Annotated in this window: 18 protein-coding genes; 8 read left to right on the top strand and 10 right to left on the bottom strand. The window is 63.9% G+C overall.

The window, feature by feature from the left end; all coding sequences use genetic code 11:
* Nucleotides 1-52 precede the first annotated feature (52 nt).
* Nucleotides 53-964: a phosphonate ABC transporter substrate-binding protein gene (phnD, locus tag B015_RS0118330; RefSeq protein WP_018429190.1), complete on the bottom strand. Its 912-nt coding sequence runs from the start codon at nucleotides 962-964 to the stop codon at nucleotides 53-55.
* Between the two features lie 91 nt (nucleotides 965-1055).
* Nucleotides 1056-1898 carry a phosphonate ABC transporter ATP-binding protein gene (phnC, locus tag B015_RS0118325; RefSeq protein ID WP_018429189.1) on the bottom strand — a complete coding sequence of 281 codons (843 nt, stop codon included), beginning with the start codon at nucleotides 1896-1898 and terminating at the stop codon, nucleotides 1056-1058.
* Between the two features lie 237 nt (nucleotides 1899-2135).
* On the opposite strand from phnC, the gene B015_RS0118320 reads away from it, so the two are divergent.
* Nucleotides 2136-2480, top strand: coding sequence for a GFA family protein (locus B015_RS0118320; RefSeq protein ID WP_018429188.1), 345 nt, complete (start codon nucleotides 2136-2138; stop codon nucleotides 2478-2480).
* A gap of 74 nt (nucleotides 2481-2554) precedes the next feature.
* Here B015_RS0118320 and B015_RS0118315 read toward each other — a convergent pair whose 3' ends face one another.
* Nucleotides 2555-2893 (bottom strand): helix-turn-helix domain-containing protein, encoded by a 339-nt coding sequence (locus B015_RS0118315; RefSeq protein ID WP_018429187.1) that lies wholly within the window; start codon nucleotides 2891-2893, stop codon nucleotides 2555-2557.
* A 145-nt stretch (nucleotides 2894-3038) separates the two neighbouring features.
* On the opposite strand from B015_RS0118315, the gene B015_RS0118310 reads away from it, so the two are divergent.
* The 4 genes from B015_RS0118310 to gltS all read left to right on the top strand — a co-directional run bounded on the left by B015_RS0118310 (nucleotide 3039) and on the right by gltS (nucleotide 6992).
* The gene (locus B015_RS0118310; RefSeq protein WP_040456307.1) at nucleotides 3039-3953 is read left to right on the top strand and encodes an NAD(P)-dependent oxidoreductase; all 915 of its coding nucleotides are present in this window, start codon (nucleotides 3039-3041) and stop codon (nucleotides 3951-3953) included.
* The gene (locus B015_RS0118305) at nucleotides 3913-4353 is read left to right on the top strand and encodes a GFA family protein (protein ID WP_343122996.1); all 441 of its coding nucleotides are present in this window, start codon (nucleotides 3913-3915) and stop codon (nucleotides 4351-4353) included. The genes B015_RS0118310 and B015_RS0118305 overlap by 41 nt, the downstream gene beginning before the upstream one ends.
* Nucleotides 4354-4529: 176 nt before the next feature.
* Nucleotides 4530-5564: a Tim44 domain-containing protein gene (locus B015_RS0118300; protein WP_018429184.1), complete on the top strand. Its 1035-nt coding sequence runs from the start codon at nucleotides 4530-4532 to the stop codon at nucleotides 5562-5564.
* A 222-nt stretch (nucleotides 5565-5786) separates the two neighbouring features.
* Nucleotides 5787-6992, top strand: a complete 1206-nt coding sequence (gltS, locus tag B015_RS0118295) for a sodium/glutamate symporter (RefSeq protein ID WP_026227445.1) — start codon at nucleotides 5787-5789, stop codon at nucleotides 6990-6992.
* 2 nt (nucleotides 6993-6994) lie between these two features.
* On the opposite strand, the gene B015_RS0118290 is transcribed toward gltS, so the two are convergent.
* From B015_RS0118290 to phnG, 7 genes are all read right to left on the bottom strand, one after another.
* The gene (locus tag B015_RS0118290; protein WP_018429182.1) at nucleotides 6995-7612 is read right to left on the bottom strand and encodes a DapH/DapD/GlmU-related protein; all 618 of its coding nucleotides are present in this window, start codon (nucleotides 7610-7612) and stop codon (nucleotides 6995-6997) included.
* On the bottom strand, nucleotides 7609-8316 hold the full coding sequence (gene phnL, locus B015_RS0118285; RefSeq protein WP_018429181.1) for a phosphonate C-P lyase system protein PhnL: 708 nt from the start codon (nucleotides 8314-8316) through the stop codon (nucleotides 7609-7611). Before phnL ends, B015_RS0118290 begins: the two co-directional genes overlap by 4 nt.
* Before the next feature lie 67 nt (nucleotides 8317-8383).
* The gene (phnK, locus tag B015_RS0118280; protein ID WP_018429180.1) at nucleotides 8384-9160 is read right to left on the bottom strand and encodes a phosphonate C-P lyase system protein PhnK; all 777 of its coding nucleotides are present in this window, start codon (nucleotides 9158-9160) and stop codon (nucleotides 8384-8386) included.
* Entirely contained in the window at nucleotides 9157-10050 is an 894-nt protein-coding gene (locus tag B015_RS0118275) for an alpha-D-ribose 1-methylphosphonate 5-phosphate C-P-lyase PhnJ (protein WP_018429179.1), read from the bottom strand. Before B015_RS0118275 ends, phnK begins: the two co-directional genes overlap by 4 nt.
* A complete protein-coding gene (locus tag B015_RS0118270; protein WP_018429178.1) occupies nucleotides 10047-11156 on the bottom strand; it encodes a carbon-phosphorus lyase complex subunit PhnI in 1110 nt (369 codons plus the stop codon). The genes B015_RS0118275 and B015_RS0118270 overlap by 4 nt, the downstream gene beginning before the upstream one ends.
* A 1-nt stretch (nucleotide 11157) precedes the next feature.
* Nucleotides 11158-11754, bottom strand: coding sequence for a phosphonate C-P lyase system protein PhnH (gene phnH, locus B015_RS0118265; RefSeq protein WP_026227444.1), 597 nt, complete (start codon nucleotides 11752-11754; stop codon nucleotides 11158-11160).
* Nucleotides 11755-11762: 8 nt separating this feature from the next.
* Nucleotides 11763-12233, bottom strand: coding sequence for a phosphonate C-P lyase system protein PhnG (gene phnG, locus B015_RS0118260; protein ID WP_026227443.1), 471 nt, complete (start codon nucleotides 12231-12233; stop codon nucleotides 11763-11765).
* 85 nt (nucleotides 12234-12318) lie between these two features.
* On the opposite strand from phnG, the gene phnF reads away from it, so the two are divergent.
* The 3 genes from phnF (at nucleotide 12319) to B015_RS0118240 (ending at nucleotide 16631) form a co-directional block, all read left to right on the top strand.
* Entirely contained in the window at nucleotides 12319-13101 is a 783-nt protein-coding gene (gene phnF / locus B015_RS0118255) for a phosphonate metabolism transcriptional regulator PhnF (protein ID WP_018429175.1), read from the top strand.
* 90 nt (nucleotides 13102-13191) lie between these two features.
* Nucleotides 13192-15138 (top strand): acyltransferase family protein, encoded by a 1947-nt coding sequence (locus B015_RS31195; RefSeq protein WP_018429174.1) that lies wholly within the window; start codon nucleotides 13192-13194, stop codon nucleotides 15136-15138.
* A 386-nt stretch (nucleotides 15139-15524) separates the two neighbouring features.
* Entirely contained in the window at nucleotides 15525-16631 is a 1107-nt protein-coding gene (locus B015_RS0118240) for an extracellular solute-binding protein (protein ID WP_018429172.1), read from the top strand.
* Nucleotides 16632-16782: the final 151 nt, after the last annotated feature.

The raw sequence follows: 16782 nt of genomic DNA, 5'->3' as shown, positions 1-16782 counted from the left end.
TAAAAAGGGACGCGCCGCGAGACCTCGCGGCGCGTCCGTGTCGCCTTGTGGCTTAGCTGCCGATCTGCGCCTTGCGGGCGTCGATCACGGGCTGGTAGAACTCGGGGGTGACTTCGGTGAAGCCCTTGAAGTCGCCGCCCTGGATAGCCGAGAAGCAGGCCGGATCGGTCTGCGGCAGCTTCATCATGTAGTCCTTGAACTTGGTCTTGACGTCTGCGTCGAGCGAGGTGCGAACGACGATCGGGCCGTTCGGGATCAGCGGCGACTTCCAGACTTCGACGAGGTCGTCCATGTCGAGGATGCCCTTGTCGACCATCTTCTTGAGGTTGCCCGAGGTGTAGCCATCCTTGAATTCGCCGACGCCCGAGCCGAAGGTCGTGCCGGCGTCGAAGGTGCCCTTGAGCACTTCGAGGACGAGGTTCTCATGGCCGCCGCCGAAGCCGGTCTCGGCGAAGTAGTCCTTCACGGCTGTGCCGCCGAGATCCTTGGGCAGCGAGGTGACGGGGATCAGGTAGCCCGAGGTCGAGTCCGGATCGGCGAAGCCGAGCTTCTTGCCCTTGAGGTCTTCGAGCTTGGTGATGCCCGAATCCTTCTTGGCGACCATGATCGAGTAGTAGCCGGTGGCGCCGTCGGTCTGGACGGTGGTCAGGATCGGCTCGACCGCGTCCTTGTTCTGCAGATAGATCTTGGCATAGCCCGAAGCACCGAGCTCGGCGTAGTCGAGCGTGCCGCCGAGCAGGCCCTGGATGGTGCCGTCATAGTCGGCGGCCGGGAACAGCGACACCTTCTCGACGCCGATGGCCTTGGGCAGCTGGTCGACGAGGCACTGGAAGTTGCGCAGGCGGTCGGCTTCGTTTTCGCCGCCGATCAGGCCGATGCGGAAATCCTTGAGTTCTGCGGCATGAGCCGAGCCGATCGCCAGGACGGCGAGCGAAACGGCGCCCAGAAGTGCTTTCTTGAACATGACATGTCTCCAGATTGGCCCAGCACCTTGCTGGGTCATTTCGGTTGCTGATTGCCGGCCCTTGACGCGGGCAAGACGACCGCTGATGGCCTCAGACCGGGGCGTATGCCGGTTCGAGAGGTGCGGCGGATGCGGGAACCCTGACCTTGACCGGGCGGATGCTGGTCGAGGTGATGGCTTCGGAAATCTCGGCGCCGTCGGCGTCGGCGCCGTAAACGAGGCGGACGGCGTCGATGGTGAGGTCTTCAGGCGCGCCGTCGAAGACCACCGTGCCGCCCTGCATGCCGATGATGCGGTTGCAGTAGGTGCGGGCGGTGTCGAGCGTGTGCAAGTTGGTGATGACGGTGATGCCTTCGCGCAGGTTGATGTCCTGCAACGCGTCCATCACCACCTTGGCGTTGAGGGGGTCGAGCGAGGCGATCGGCTCGTCGGCGAGGATCAGCTTCGGCTCCTGCATAAGCGCCCGGGCGATGGCGACGCGCTGCTGCTGGCCGCCCGACAGCGTGCCCGCCGGCTGGAGTGCGGTGCGGGCGATGTCGAGGCGTTCGAGTGCGGCGATGGCCCGGATGCGCTCCTCACGGGAAAAGATGCCGAGCAGGTTGAGCCCGGTCGAGCGATGGTTGAGGCGGCCGAGCAGCACGTTGGTAAGCACGTCGAGGCGCGGCACCAGGTTGAACTGCTGGAAGATCATGGCGCAGTCGCGCTGCCATCGGCGCAGCTGGGCGCCGCGCAGCGACGACACTTCGGTGCCGTCGAAGGAGATCGAGCCCTCGCTCGGGTCGATCAGGCGGTTGATGGTCTTGAGCAGGGTCGACTTGCCGGCGCCGGAGCGGCCGATGATGCCGACCATCTGGCCCGGCTTGATCTGAAGGTTGACACCGTTCACGGCGACATTCTTGCCGAAGCGGCGCGTGACGTTGCGGATTTCGAGCATCGTGGCTTCCCTGTCCCGTCAGGGCTTTTTCGCCCTTGTCTCAGATCGGCCTAGACCCGTGAGATGAAGCTGAAATGTCGGGACCATGTCAGTTTTGTTACGAAGCACAGGCTGAAGCGGCCCAAACGGCAGGAAAATGCGGTATTCGCCTCGAGAGGGGCTTTGGCGGGGTGCAATTGTTTCGGCGTGGTCGCGCCTGTAACGTGTGCCTGCAATCCATCAGGGGGAGGTCATCAGATGGCCAAGGGAAGCTGTCACTGCGGAAATGTGTCGTTCGAGGTGGAGGGCGAACCGGCAAGCGCCATCGAATGCAATTGCTCGCATTGCAGTCGCAAGGGCTATCTTCTGTGGTTCGTGCCGCGCGAGAAACTGACCGTCACCACGCCCCCGGAGCGGCTTGCGACCTACAAGTTCAACAAGCACGTGATCGACCACATGTTTTGCTCGAACTGCGGCTGCGCGCCTTTCGGCATGGGCGTCAGCCCAAGCGGCGAAAAGACCGCGGCGATCAATGTGCGCTGCATTGAAGAGATCGATCTTGCGAGCTTGAAGCGCATTCCGTTCGACGGCCGCAGCCGCTGAACGCTTCGGCGCAGCGGAACCCTCTTGCAACCGGGAGCAGGCTGGTCGCCGGCCTGCTATGATCGGCGCGTTTGTCAGGCTGCCTGTCGCTGGTCCTTCCAGCTCGCGTGCTGCTTTCCCCATGTCGACATCGCCGTCACGGCATCGTTCAGGCTCAGGCCCAGCGGCGTGATCGAATATTCGACGCGTGGCGGCACCTCGTCATAGGCGTGCCGGCTGATGAGTCCGTCGGCCTCCATCTGGCGCAGTTGCTGCGCCAGCATCTTCTCGCTGACGCCCGGCAACTGCCGGCGCAGTTCGGCAAAGCGGTGGGACCGCAGGTGCAGTTCCCACAGCAACGCTATTTTCCACTTTCCGCCGATGGCCTGCATCGCGGCAGCAAAACCGCAGCTGTCCGGTTCCTTGCGCCTCATTTGGCAGCTCCTGTCATGATGCCTGTCGCTTACTTCAAGGTGCGTACTTCTCAACGTGGTGACAGTACATATGTTCGGACCGAGCGCGCGCCAAACATAAACCCGGCCCTCGTTGCGAGGGCATTCGCCTGTCGGAGAAATCATCGTGAAATCAAACGTCTGCGTGCTCGGCGCGGGCCGCATGGGCTCGTCCATCGTCCGTACATTGCTCGACCAGGGCTATCCCACATCGGTCTGGAACCGGACTGCTGCAAAGTCCGAACCCTTGGCTGCCCTGGGAGCGAAGGTGGCCGCTTCGGTGGAGGACGGTGTCGGGGCGGCTGAGGTCGTGATCGTCAACGTCCTTGATTATGCCGCCAGCAAAACGTTGCTCAGGTCCGACAATGTCGCTTCGGCGTTGTCAGGCAAAGCAATCATACAGCTCACCTCCGGTTCGCCGCGTCTGGCGCGAGAAGAAGCACGTTGGGTTGAGGCGCGTGGCGCCGGCTACCTGGACGGGGCAATCATGGCGACGCCGGATTTTGTCGGCAAGCCCGAGACGACGCTGCTCTATTCCGGCTCTCGCGAAGTCTACGACCGGTACAAGCCCCTGCTCCTCGCGCTCGGTGGCGGCACCAGTTACGTCGGGGAGGTGCCAGGGCAAGCTTCGGCGCTCGACACGGCGTTGCTCACCCAGATGTGGGGCGGGCTCTTCGGCACGCTGCAGGGCATGGCTGTCGCCGAGGCCGAGGGGCTCGATCTGCTGACCTTCAGGGGGCATCTCGCGGCGTTTAAGCCGGTTGTCGATGCCGCGCTGTTCGATGTTGTCGACCGGACCAAGGCGCACCGTTTTGCCGGCGACGAGGCGACGCTTGCCTCATTGGGTGCCCATTACAGCGCCTTCCGGCACCTGCTCGAAGCGTGCGAGGAGCGCGGCCTCAGCGCGGCCATGCCGCGCGCCATGGATCAGATTTTCCAGAAGGCGCTTTCGCTGGGGAGCGGGACGGACGATTTCGCATCGCTTTTCCCGCTGTTTCAGAATGGCTCCGTACGGCAGGAGAGGAAGCCGGCGCATGCATGACGGCGAGAGGACACGCACCGCGACCTGCTCCTGTCGAAACGTGAAACTCGTCCTCGCCGGGGAGCCGCGCCGCGTCTATGCGTGCAGCTGCATGGAGTGCCAGAGATGCACCGGGGCCGCATTCTCCTACAGGGCGATCTATGCGGATTCAGCTGTCGTCAGCCAAGAAGGCGAGACCAGATCCTGGCGGCGAACCGGCTCGTCGGGACAATGGTTGGAGCAGACATTCTGCACCACCTGCGGATCGGTCGTCTTCATGCGGGCCGAAGCACTGACGGGCGCGCTTTCGGTGTCGGTCGGTTGCCTGGAGGACCAGGAGTTCCCGGCCCCGACGAAGCTCCATTGGCCCGGCCGAAGGCACAGATGGCTTTGCCTGGAAGGCGTGAGCGAAACCCCTTGAAAGGCCGCCAGGCGGCTTGCCGGGTAAATGATCTGCAATCGGGCCGCGGTTAAAATCGTTTTGATTCAATGTTTTGGCGGAATCTCGCAAGATTCCGCCAAAACTTGACGCCCGAACCCTGACACTACAGTTGTTAGACATTATATGAGGGCGGACATCACTTTGAGGAGCCGCCGATGAAATTGTCCCGAACGACCCGCTTTGCCACTCTTTTCGCGGGCCTGTTCCTTGCGTTCTCGATGGTCGCGGTCGACCACGCCGATGCCCGCCGTGGCGGCAGCTTCGGCAGCCGGGGAACGCGCACCTTCCAGTCGGCGCCGCCGACGCGCACCGCGCCGCAGCCGACTGCTCCGGTGGAACGCTCGATGACGCCAAACACCGGCCAGGCGACCAACCCGGCTGCCACCAATGCCGCCCGTCCTGGTGCGGCCGCGCCGCAGCGTCCCGGTTTCCTGGGCGGTTTCGGCGGCGCGATGATCGGCGGCCTGTTGATGGGCGGCCTGTTCGGCATGCTGATGGGCCAGGGCTTCGGCGGTCTCGCCGGCCTGTTCGGCATGCTGATGCAGGTGCTTTTGATCGGCGGCGCCATCTGGCTGGCTCTGCGCTTCTTCCGCTCGCGGCAGGCCGTCAATTCCGGTCCGGCGATGGCTGGTGCGGGGGCTGGCGCTGGTGGCGGCAACTTCAGCTATCGCGATGCGTCACCGTCCGAGGACGGCGGCAAGGCCAATGGCGGCAGCCGCTCGTTCAGCATTCCGAACATTGGCGGCAGCCGCGCCAACGCAGCACCGCAGCAGCCCGTGAGCCAGGAGATCACTGTATCCGGCGACGATCTCGACACCTTCCAGCGCCTGCTGACCGAGGTGCAGGAAGCCTTCGGTCGCGAGGACCACAAGGCGCTGCGCCGCCTGGTGACCCCCGAGATGGTGTCGTATCTCTCGGAAGAACTGGCCGACAACGCCCAGAACGGCGTGCGCAACGACGTGACCGACGTCCAGCTGCTGCAGGCCGACATTGCCGAAAGCTGGAGCGAGGGCAATCGCGACTATGCGACCGCTGCGCTGAACTATCAGTCGATCGACGTGACCTGCAACCGCACCACCGGCGAGGTTGTGGAAGGCGATGCGAAAGAGCCGACCGAGACGACCGAACTGTGGACCTTCGTGCGCCAGAACGGCGGCGACTGGCAGCTTTCGGCGATCCAGCAGGCCTGAGTTTTTTCAAGCTGCCGGAGTTCTTTCCGGCTGAATGACGCCCGCGGTCTTGCCCCTTGAAGGGGCGGCCGCGGGCGTCTTGTTTTGAAAGGTGGCCTCCTCTCTGGCGCCGCAATTCCGATTGCTCTCGAAATTATTCTAGGCAAGGTTGAGGGCCAGGGGAGATCGGGATCGTCCGACCCGGCACCGGTTGCCCGGTGTCCAAGCGAAGCTCGGATGGCCATGGCCGACAATGTTCTCGTTTCGCCCGATTTCCTGACGCTCACGCTCGGCATCGTCGTCTACTTCGTCGGCGTTCTGCTCAACCGCCACGTTGCCTTCCTGCGCAACTACAACATCCCCGAGCCGGTCACCGGCGGGTTTCTGGCGGCCGCGGCCGTGTGGGCGTTTTACAAGCTGTCGGGGATGGAGATCGTCTTCGAGATGACCACGCGCGACAGGCTGCTGGTCATCTTCTTTGCCACCGTCGGCGTCAATGCGCGGCTGGCCGACCTTTGGGTTGGCGGGCGGGCTCTCGCGGTGCTGTGCGTGCTGACGGTGCTTTTCGTGTTCCTGCAAAATGGCGTCGGCACGCTCGGGGCCTGGCTGTTCGGACTGCCTTCCGCCGCAGGCGTCATCATGGGGTCGATCGCCTTTGTCGGCGGCCATGGCACCACGATTGCCTGGGCGCCTGCGATCGCGGCCGAACACGGCTTTCCGGCCGCGCTGGAAGTCGGGACCGCTGCTGCGACGCTAGGGCTGATCGTCGCCAGCGTCCTTGGCGGTCCTGTGGCAAAATTCCTCATCGAGCGCGGCAAGCTGACAACGCGCAATAGCGGGTCTGACGCGGAAGCGGCTGTCGCTCAGGCGGAGGCTGTACCTATCGACAAGTCGAATTTCATGCAGGCGGTTCTGCTGGTCAACATAGCCGTGGTGCTCGGCTATCTGGTTCACGGGCCGGTTACGGCGATGGGCGTGAAGCTGCCGCTGTTCGTGCCGTGCCTGATCATGGGGGTGATTCTGTCGAACACGATCCCCTACCTGTTTCCGCGCCTGCCCTGGCCGGCGCGTTCGCCGGCGATGTCGTTGATCTCGGACTATTCGCTCTCGGCCTTCCTCGCCATGTCGCTGATGAGCATGCAGCTTTGGACGCTTGCCGGGGTCGCGGGCCCGCTGCTGGTCGTGGTCGCCATGCAGGCGCTGCTCGCGGTCGCCTTCATCCTGATCGTGCTGTTCCCGCTTTTGGGCCGGGACTATCAGGCGGCAGTGCTGAGCGCCGGCTTCACCGGCCTTTCGCTTGGCGCCACGCCCACCGCGATTGCCTCGATGACGGCGGTGACAAAGCACTATGGCCCGTCACCGAACGCCTTCATCATCCTGCCGCTGGTCTCGGCGTTTTTCGTCGACCTGGTCAACATGATCGCGATCCAGTTCTTCCTGGCGGGGTGACCTCAGCCGTCGTGCTTTTCCAGAAATTCTTCCGCTGAGAGATTGCGGAAGTCGTCGAGGGCGACGCGCAGTCTGGCATGATCCCAGTCCCACCAGGCGAGCGCCTGGAAGCGCTCGGCGGTCTTACGGTCGAAGCGTTCGCGCAGCGGCCTGGCTGGCACGCCGGCGACGATGGTGTAAGGCGCAACGTCCTTGGTGACGACCGCGCCCGAGCCAACCGCAGCACCGTCGCCGACGGTGACGCCCGGCAGCACCGTCGAGCCATGGCCGAGCCAGGTGTCATGGCCGATGGTCACCGCGTTGGAACGGCGCCATTCGAAGAACTCGGTCTCGTGGCTGGCGTCCTCCCAATAGTCCGACGCGCGGTAGGTGAAGTGGTGCAACGTCGGCCGCCAGGTTGGGTGGTTGGTGGCGTTGCAGCGCACGGCGGCTGCGATGTTGGAGAATTTGCCGACCGTGGTGCACCACAGGCTGCAGTCCTGCATGACGTAGGAATAGTCGCCAAGCGAGCTCTCGCTGATGCGGGTGCGCTCGGAGACCTCGGTCCAGCGACCGAGCGTCGACTGCGTCACCTCGGCCGACGGATGGATCCAGGGCTGTTCGGACAGCTTGCGGCTCATGCTGCAACCTTTCCGGCGGCGAAGGCGGTGACGTCGATGATGCGGTCGGCGACCGCCTCGCGCACGTCGGCGTCGTGGAAGATGCCGAGCAGGGCTGTGCCCTTCAGCTTCTTCTCCTCGATCAGGCCGATCACCACCTCGCGGTTGGTGGCGTCGAGCGAGGCCGTCGGCTCGTCGAGCAGGAGCACCGGATGGTCGGTGATGAAGCCGCGGGCGATGTTGACGCGCTGCTGCTCACCGCCGGAGAAGGTGGCCGGCGGCAGGCTCCACAGGCGTTCTGGCAGGTTCAGCCGGCCAAGCAGTTCCGAGGCGCGGGCATGTGCCTCCGAGCGTTCGGTGCCGCGGGCAACCAGCGGCTCTGCGACGACGTCGAGCGCCGAGACGCGCGGCACGGTGCGCAGGAACTGGCTGACATAGCCGATGGTGTCGCGGCGCACCGAAAGCACCGTGCGCGGATTGGCGGTGGCGAGATCGACCAGCTGGCCGTGGTGCTCGACGATGATCTGGCCCTGGTCGACGCCGTAATTGCCGTAGACCATCTTCAGGATCGAGCTCTTGCCGGCGCCCGACGGACCGCCGAGCACGGCGCATTCGCCTGCCCGGACCGAAAACGAGACATTGGCGACCACGGGCAGGCGGATGCCGCCGCGCAGGTGCATGGTGAAGGCCTTGGCGACCTCCGAGACGATGAGTGGCGTGGCCATGGTTACAGCCTTTCCTTTGAGAGCATGATCTTGTCTGAAAACCGGGAACCACTTTTCGGGATCATGCTCAGACCTGAAGGATGGAGGAGACGAGGAGCTGGGTGTAGGGCGCGCGCGGATCGTCGAGCACGCGGTCGGTGAGACCGGCTTCGACGACGTGGCCGTCCTTCATCACCATCATGCGCTGCGACAGAAGCCGGGCGACAGCGAGGTCGTGGGTGACGACGATGGCCGCCAGCCCGAGATCGGTGACCAGCCCGCGCAAAAGGTCGAGCAGGCGCGCCTGTACCGATACGTCGAGACCGCCGGTCGGTTCGTCCATGAACACCAGCTGCGGGCCGGTCACGAGGTTGCGGGCGATCTGCAGGCGCTGGCGCATGCCGCCGGAGAAGGCGCGCGGCTCGTCGTCGATGCGCTGCTCATCGATCTCGACGCGGCCGAGCCAGTCGATTGCGGTTGCACGGATGTTGCCATAGTGGCGGTCGCCGATGGCCATCAGCCGTTCGCCGACATTGGCGCCGGCCGACACCGTCATGCGCAACCCGTCGGCCGGGTTCTGGTGGACGAAGCCCCAGTCGGTGCGCATCAGGAAGCGGCGCTCTGCCTCGCTCATGCGGTAGAGGTCGCGCCACTGGCCGTCGCGCATGCGGTAGCTTGCAGTGCCCGACGTCGGCAGCAGCCGCGTCGACAGGCAGTTGAGCAAGGTGGTCTTGCCCGAGCCCGATTCACCGACGATGGCCAGCACTTCGCCGGGCCAGAGATCGAAGGAGATGTCCTCGCAGCCGATGCGCGAGCCGTAATATTTGGACAGCGCCGTGACGCGCAGAAGCGGTTCGTCGGTCATTGTGCGGGCTCCAGGATTTCAGGCGAGAGGTGGCCGCGGTGGCCGCAGGCCTGGCGTGTCTCGCAATGGTCGGTGTCGGAACAGACGAACATGTGGCCGCCCTTGTCATCGAGGATGACCTCGTCGAGATAGACCTGCTCGGCCCCGCACAGGGCGCAGGGCTGGTCGAAGGTCTGGATCTCGAAAGGATGATCCTCGAAGTCGAGGCTGACGACCTTGGTGAAGGGCGGCACGGCGTAGATGCGCTTCTCGCGGCCGGCGCCGAACAGCTGGAGTGCGGGCGACATGTGCATCTTCGGATTGTCGAATTTCGGCGTCGGCGAGGGGTCCATCACATAGCGGCCCTCGACCTTGACCGGATAGGCGTAGGTCGTGGCGATGCGGCCGTGCCTGGCGATGTCCTCGTAGAGCTTGACGTGCATCAGGCCATACTCCTCAAGCGCGTGCATCTTGCGCGTTTCGGTCTCGCGCGGTTCGAGGAAGCGCAGCGGCTCGGGGATCGGCACCTGGTAGACCAGCGTCTGGCCCTCGGTCAGCGGATACTCCGGGATGCGGTGGCGGGTCTGGATGATCGTCGCCTTGGCCGTCTCGGTGGTAACAGCGACATCGGCGACCTTCTGGAAGAAGGCGCGGATCGAGACCGCATTGGTGGTGTCGTCGGCGCCCTGGTCGATGACCTTGAGCACGTCGTCGGGACCGATGATGGCGGCCGTCACCTGCACGCCGCCGGTGCCCCAGCCATAGGGCATCGGCATTTCGCGGGATGCGAACGGCACCTGGTAGCCGGGAATGGCGATGCCCTTGAGGATGGCCCGGCGGATCATCCTTTTGGTCTGCTCGTCGAGATAGGCGAAGTTGTAGGTTGCGATGTCTGGTGCTGCGGTGGTCATTCTGCCGCCTCGCGCTGGTCGGTGTCGGTTGGTTGGTTGCGCTTTTCGTGCTCCGAGCGCATGCGGCGGACGAGGTCGAGCTCGGCCTGGAAGTCGACATAATGCGGCAGCTTCAGGTGCTCGACGAAGCCGGTCGCCTGGACGTTGTCGGAGTGCGAAATGACGAACTCCTCGTCCTGGGCCGGTGCGGTGATGTCTTCTCCCAGCTCGCCGGCGCGCAGCGCCCGGTCGCACAAAGACATGGCCATTGCCTTGCGTTCCGACTGGCCGAAGACCAGGCCGTAACCGCGGGTGAACTGCGGTGGCGCCTTGGCCGAGCCCTTGAACTGGTTGACCATCTGGCACTCGGTGACGCGGATGCGGCCGAGCGTGACGGGGAACGGCAGTTCCGGCACGTCGAGTTCCAGCTCGACCTCGCCGATGCGGACCTCGCCGACGAAGGGATGGCTGCGGCCATAACCGCGCTGGGTCGAGTAGCCGAGGGCAAGCAGAAAACCCTCGTCGCCGCGCGACAGCGCCTGGAGGCGGATGTCGCGTTCCATCGGGAATTCAAGCGGCTCGCGGGTGATGTCGCCGGTGAGGTGGTCCTCGGGCAGCTCGCCGTCGGCCTCGATCAGGCCTTCATGGGCGAGGATCTCGGACACGCGCGCCATGCGCTGGCCGTCGCCCTCGCGCTGCTCTGGCTCTGCAATGGCAGGGTCGTTCTCCAGTTCCGGATCGAGCAGGCGGTGGGTGTAGTCGAAGGTCGGGCCGAGCAGCTGGCCGCCGGGAAGGTCCTTGTAGGTGGCCGACACCCGGCGCTCGACCTGCATGGCGGCAGTGTCGATCGGCCGGGTGTAGCCGAAGCGCGGCAAGGTTGTGCGGTAGGCGCGGACGAGGAAGATCGCCTCGATCAGGTCGCCGCGCGACTGCATGACGGCAAGGGCAGCAAGCTCGCGGTCGTAGAGCGAGCCTTCAGCCATGACGCGGTCGATGCCGAGCGCCAGCTGTTCGACGATCTGGTCGATGCGCAGCGCGGGCACCGAGCGGTCGCCGCGACGACGGTCGGCGAGCAGGCGATGGGCGTTGGCGATGGCTGTTTCGCCGCCTTTGACAGCAACATACATATCAGGCCTCCATCGTCTTGATGCTCGTGGTTCGGGGCAGGCAGGCGACCGCATCGGGCGCCGCCAGGATGACGTCGACGCCGCGTGGGAAGCGGGCGCCGTTCTGCTTCCACTGCTCGACGAAATGGCGCGGCAGTGGCGTCGGCGCGATCGTGGCCGTCGTCTCGATGCCGGGGCCTTTGAGCTGGAGCGGCTCGCCTGCGGTCAGGCTTTCGACCTGCAGGATCAGCGTCGTCGACCGATCAGGATATTCCTGCGTGCCCTGAGCAAAGTTCTCGAAAGCGATCAGCGTCGCCGGATTGGCGACGAGGGCGAAATGCGCATCCGCTGCCGTTGCCGCCAGCGGCGCGCCGCTGTGGAAGGCGAGCCAGGATCTGGCCGCCGAAGCCTGGAGGCCGGTGTCGAGCCAGAGCGGCGCGTCGTGGTCGCACAGGGTGAGCGCCACAGCGCCCGCAGTCGCCGACAGCGGCGCTGGCGGCTGGGCCCGTGCCGCAACCGGCTGGATCGTGCCCGGTCGCGCCATGGCGTCCATGACGGCGCGGAAAACCGTCTGCGCGTCGAAAACGGGAGCGGTAAAACCGCCGTCGATAACGTCCATCTGTTCCATCAATCCTCTCCGCGAACCATGGTGAAGAAGTCGACCTTGGTGGCCGCCGTCTCGGCGCGCCGCGTGGCATCGGCCTCGATCTGGGCTGCACGCAGGGGGGCAAGAATCTTGTCCTCGACCTCGGCGCGGCGGGCCGGGTTCTGCCAGAGCGCATCGGTTATGGCCGAAAGCCTGGCCTTCTCCTTGTCGCGGCCGAGCGCATAGGCATGGCCGATCTCGCCGGTGGCCAGGCGCACCGTGGCGCGGGTCACGGTTGCCTCGCCGAAATTGAAGGGCGCGCCGCCGCCGCCGATGCGTCCGCGCACCGACACCAGGCCCGTCTCCGGCCCGCGCAGCATCTCGGCTTCGCCTGAAATGCCGGCTGCCGCGCACAGCCGCTTCAACTCGTCCACTGGCGCCAGCGAAAGCGCCGCCATGGCAGCCTTGCGCTGAGCCTCCAGTTCTCTTTCTTGCCGTCGGTCCATCTTCATCGCCGCTCCGTTCGTGTATTTGTCTATTGTTCTATACAAACGAACAACATACAATGGGCTTGTAGCGACGCTCCGTGACGGGCACATGACAGGTGGCAAGGCAGGGACGGCGGATTTGATCGGGCAGGGACAAAAACAGGCGGTGACGCGCAAGAGCGGGGTGGCGCTGTGGCGCCAGATCGCCGACCAGATCAGACAGGCGATATCGGCCGGCACCTTGGGCGCCGACGGCAAGCTGCCGCCTGAAATGGTCCTGTCCGAGCGCTTCGGCGTGAACAGGCACACGCTGCGCAGCGCCATTGCGGCACTGGTGCAGGAAGGTGTGCTCAGGGCCGAGCAGGGCAGGGGCACCTTCGTCGAAAGCCGCCAGAAGCTGTCCTATCCGATCTCGGCGCGCACCCGCTTCTCCACCGGTCTGCGCGGCCAGACGCGCGACCGGCGCAGCAATCTTCTCGCCCATGCCGTGGAGCCGGCGGCGCGGCGTGTGGCCGAGGGACTAAGCCTCGCCGAGGGCGCGCCTGTGGTCCGGCTGGAGACGCTGAGCGAGGCCGACGAACGCCCGGTGTCGCGCGCCACCAGCTGGTTCGACGCGGCGCGGTTTACCGGCTATGCCGAAACCTATGCCGAAACCGGCTCGATCACGCTCAGCTTCCAGCGCTATGGCATCGAGGACTATTTCCGCAAGTCGACGCTTGTTTCGGCCCGCCATGCCGACGCCGCCGACCTCGCCGACCTCAAGCTATCTGCCGGCGCCATCGTGCTCGTCGCAGTCGCCGTCAATGTCGATGCCGAGGGCGTGCCGATCCAGTACGCCGAAACCCGCTTCGTCGCCGACCGGGTCGAGCTGAGCGTCTCGACCGAGGCGTGATCGGTTTGGCTCCGGCAGCTGACTGTCGTTGCTGCCAAGCCTGGGGCGCGCTATCAACACGGGGTCGACTGCCAGGCAGAGAAATCTGTGATGCAATATCGTCCCGAGGTTGACGGCCTTCGTGCTGTCGCCGTGCTGCCCGTGCTGTTTTTCCATGCCGGTTTCACAAGTTTTTCGGGCGGCTTCATCGGGGTCGACGTCTTCTTCGTCATCAGCGGATATCTGATCACGTCCTTGATCGTCGAGGACATCAAGTCCGGTTCCTTCTCTCTTCTTGGTTTCTACGAGCGGCGGTTCCGCAGGATTTCGCCAGCGCTGCTGCTTGTCTGCATGGCGACGATACCATTTGCCTGGGTGTGGATGGCGCCGCGCGAGTTCAATGACTACGGCCAGAGCCTGTTTGCGACCAATCTGTCAGTGTCCAACTTCCTGTTCTGGAGGGAGGCGAACTACTTTGGTGCCGATGCTGAGCTGAAGCCGCTTCTGCACACCTGGTCGCTTGCAGTCGAAGAGCAATTCTACCTGCTTGTTCCGCTTCTGCTGATGGCCTGGCGCGGACGCAGCAGCCTGATTTGGACTGTTGGCGCCATTGTCGTTGCAAGTTTCGCGCTGACCCACATGCTGGCAAGCCGTGCTCCGACTGCCAATTTCTATCTGTTGCCGACCCGGTTCTGGGAGCTTGGCGTCGGCTCCTTGCTTGCTCTGGCAGGTTCCAATCGCCAATGGCTTCAGGGTTTGGGTGCGCAGGCGCTCTCCCTTGCCGGGCTGGTCCTCGTGGTCGCTTCGATCTTGCTGCTCGATGGCAACAGGCCGTTCCCTGGCTGGTGGGCGCTGCCGCCCGTTGCTGGAACAGCACTGGTCCTTGTCTTTGCAAGATCGGGCACGCTCGCCGCCAGCATATTGTCATGGCGGCCGCTCGTTGCGGTCGGTCTCATCAGCTACAGCGTCTATCTTTGGCACCAGCCGCTGTTCGCCTTCGCCCGCATTCGCATGTTTGGCGAGGTGACAATGTCAATCTACCTGCTGCTGATCGCGCTGACATTGCTCCTGTCATATTTGTCCTGGCGGTTCGTCGAGCGCCCCTTCCGCAACCGTCGTCTCGTCAGCGGCAGGCAATTGTTTGCAACGATCGGGGTGATAGGAGGCGGGTTGATCATCTTTGGCGTGATCGCCGACCAGACGAACGGCCTGCCACTTCGTCATCCAAACAAGGCGTTTGCCAGCGCTGTCAACGAGCGCATGCGCATCAATTTCGGATTGAGCGATGGCTGTGAAGGCAAACTGCCTTTGCCACAGGCTTGCATGACGAGCGACAAGCCGGAGGTCATCGTGTGGGGCGACTCTTTTGCCATGCATCTCGTGGCAGGCATCGTGCAGTCCAAGCCCGATGTAGCCCTGGTGCAGTTCACCAAGAGCGACTGTGGTCCCTTCATCGACATCGCGCCGATCATGCCGCCCAAATATCCGGCAAGCTGGCCCGCTGACTGCCAGGCGTTCATCGATGGCGTGAAACGCTACGTCGAGAGCACACCGTCGATACGCTATGCCGTGCTTTCTTCGCCATTCGGCCAATATCTGGATGGCGTGCCTTCCGTCCTCTACGGAGGCAAGGTCGTGCAGGCCAGTCCAGAATTCATACGAGAGCGAATGAGGGCGACGCTCGAATGGTTCGTGAGCCACGGCATAACCCCGGTGATCTTTGCGCCGCCGCCCCGCGACGGCAGCGAAATAGGTGCCTGCCTGGCGCGGTCCAGATGGCTGGGGAGCGGTGCCGAGAACTGCCTGCTCGATCGCGCCGAGGTGAGGCGCTTCGGCAGGCAGGTGAACGAATTCCTTGACTATCTGAAACGAGACTATCGGGTCGTCGATATCGGCGATTTTCTGTGCGACGACATTGCCTGCAAGGTCGAGGACGGCGACGTGCTGATCTATCGCGACCGTGGGCACCTGTCATACGAAGGCTCTCGTTTCCTCGGCGAGAAAATGAATTTCTATGACATCATAACGGGGCACTCGGGCCGGCGCGGCAACGGGTGATTTTTGAATTCCGGCATCTGAATGCCAGCTATTTGTCGTCGACCTTGGCCCCGCTGCGCCGTACGCATGTGTATTTCATCCACAGCTACTATGCGGTTGCCTGCCATGAAATGTTGGTGGGCAAACAGATTTTTTCTAACAATGCTTGACAAGCGTCCGGTTTACAGAAAAATTCCAGTTTAGCGGAATTTGCGGACGGCATGTCGGAATTCAGAGCCGGTTGAGTGGAGGAATAAACACCGGCTCCAAAACGCTCCGTAGATCATCGCTGAACATACAGCTTCGCCGGCTTGTCGGTCGCATTGCCCATCGGCTTTGCGTGGCGGCCTCTTATTGTGCGGTCTCGGCCGCGCGCAATGAAATACAGCTTTCGAATGGGGAACATAATGAACAAGATTATCACCAGCCGCCGTACAGCGCTCAAGTTGCTTGGCGGCGGCGCTGCCGCTCTTGCGATGCCGCATATCATCCGCCCGATCCCGGCCTGGGCCCAGAATGGCGTGCTGAACATCACCACCTACGACAAGTTCCTGCCGAAGGAATTCCTCGACAAGTTCCAGAAGGACACCGGCATCGAGGTCCGCATCCGCCTCACCGACGACCAGGGCAAGCAGTACAACCTGCTGACCGCCGAAGGCGCCAATCCCTCGACCGACATCGTCACCGTCGCCGGCCATCGCTATTCGCAGTTCATCAGCGCCAAGCTGCTGCAGCCGCTCGACACCGGCAAGATCGCCAACTGGAAGAACCTCAACACGGCCTACCAGGACGCTCCCTGGGCGCGCGTCGACGGCAACCTCTGGGGCCTGCCGATCCTGGCCGGTTATGAGGGTCTTGCCCGCAACGTCGACTATGTGAAGGACGCGCCGAGCTGGGACGTCATGTTCGACCCGCAGTACAAGGGCCAGACCTCGTACATCGTCAGCGACTTCATGACCATCGTCATGCAGTATCTCGGCCATGACGGCGACTTCGTCAGCTATGTCGACAAGGCCGACGTTGCGCAGAAGGCGACCAACGAGGCGCGCGACTTCCTGATCAAGCAGAAGGACATGGTCCGCAAATACTACGAGGCCGGCTCGGAAGTGCAGCAGATGTTCATCAACGAAGACATCTACCTGGCGCACTCGTGGTCGGGCCCGGCCGCCAAGCTGATCATGGACGGCCATCCGATCCAGCTGTCGGTGCCGAAGGAAGGCACGTTCGGCTTCTGCTACACGCTCAACATCGTCAACAACGCGCCGAATGCCGAGAACGCCTACAAGCTTCTGAACGCCGTTCTGGAGACCCCGGAAGTGGGTGCTGCGATGACGCGCCAGTCGGGCTACAGCTCGACCATCAACGGCGTCGGCGACCTGCTCAACGATCGCGAGAAGCTCGCATCGACCCTGCCGCAGGAAGAGATCGAACGCATCATCTTCTTCTCGTCGGTCAACCGCGACATGAAGAACGAGATGATCGACCGCGCAACCGCCGAGGTGAAGGCGGCCTAAGGCTGCCTGGCCCCGATGCCGGAGCCTGTCCCGGGGCGCTGCGACGTTCCGGGACAGGCGGCGGGGCCGCGCTTGTCCGAACTCTGCAACGCGCAATGACCGGCGACCGGCCCTACCGGCCGTCGCCGGTCGGCTTGCGCCCAACGAGATG

Source organism: Hoeflea sp. 108, from assembly GCF_000372965.1.
GTDB lineage: Bacteria > Pseudomonadota > Alphaproteobacteria > Rhizobiales > Rhizobiaceae > Aminobacter.
This window is presented reverse-complemented; position numbering and strand designations above follow the sequence as displayed.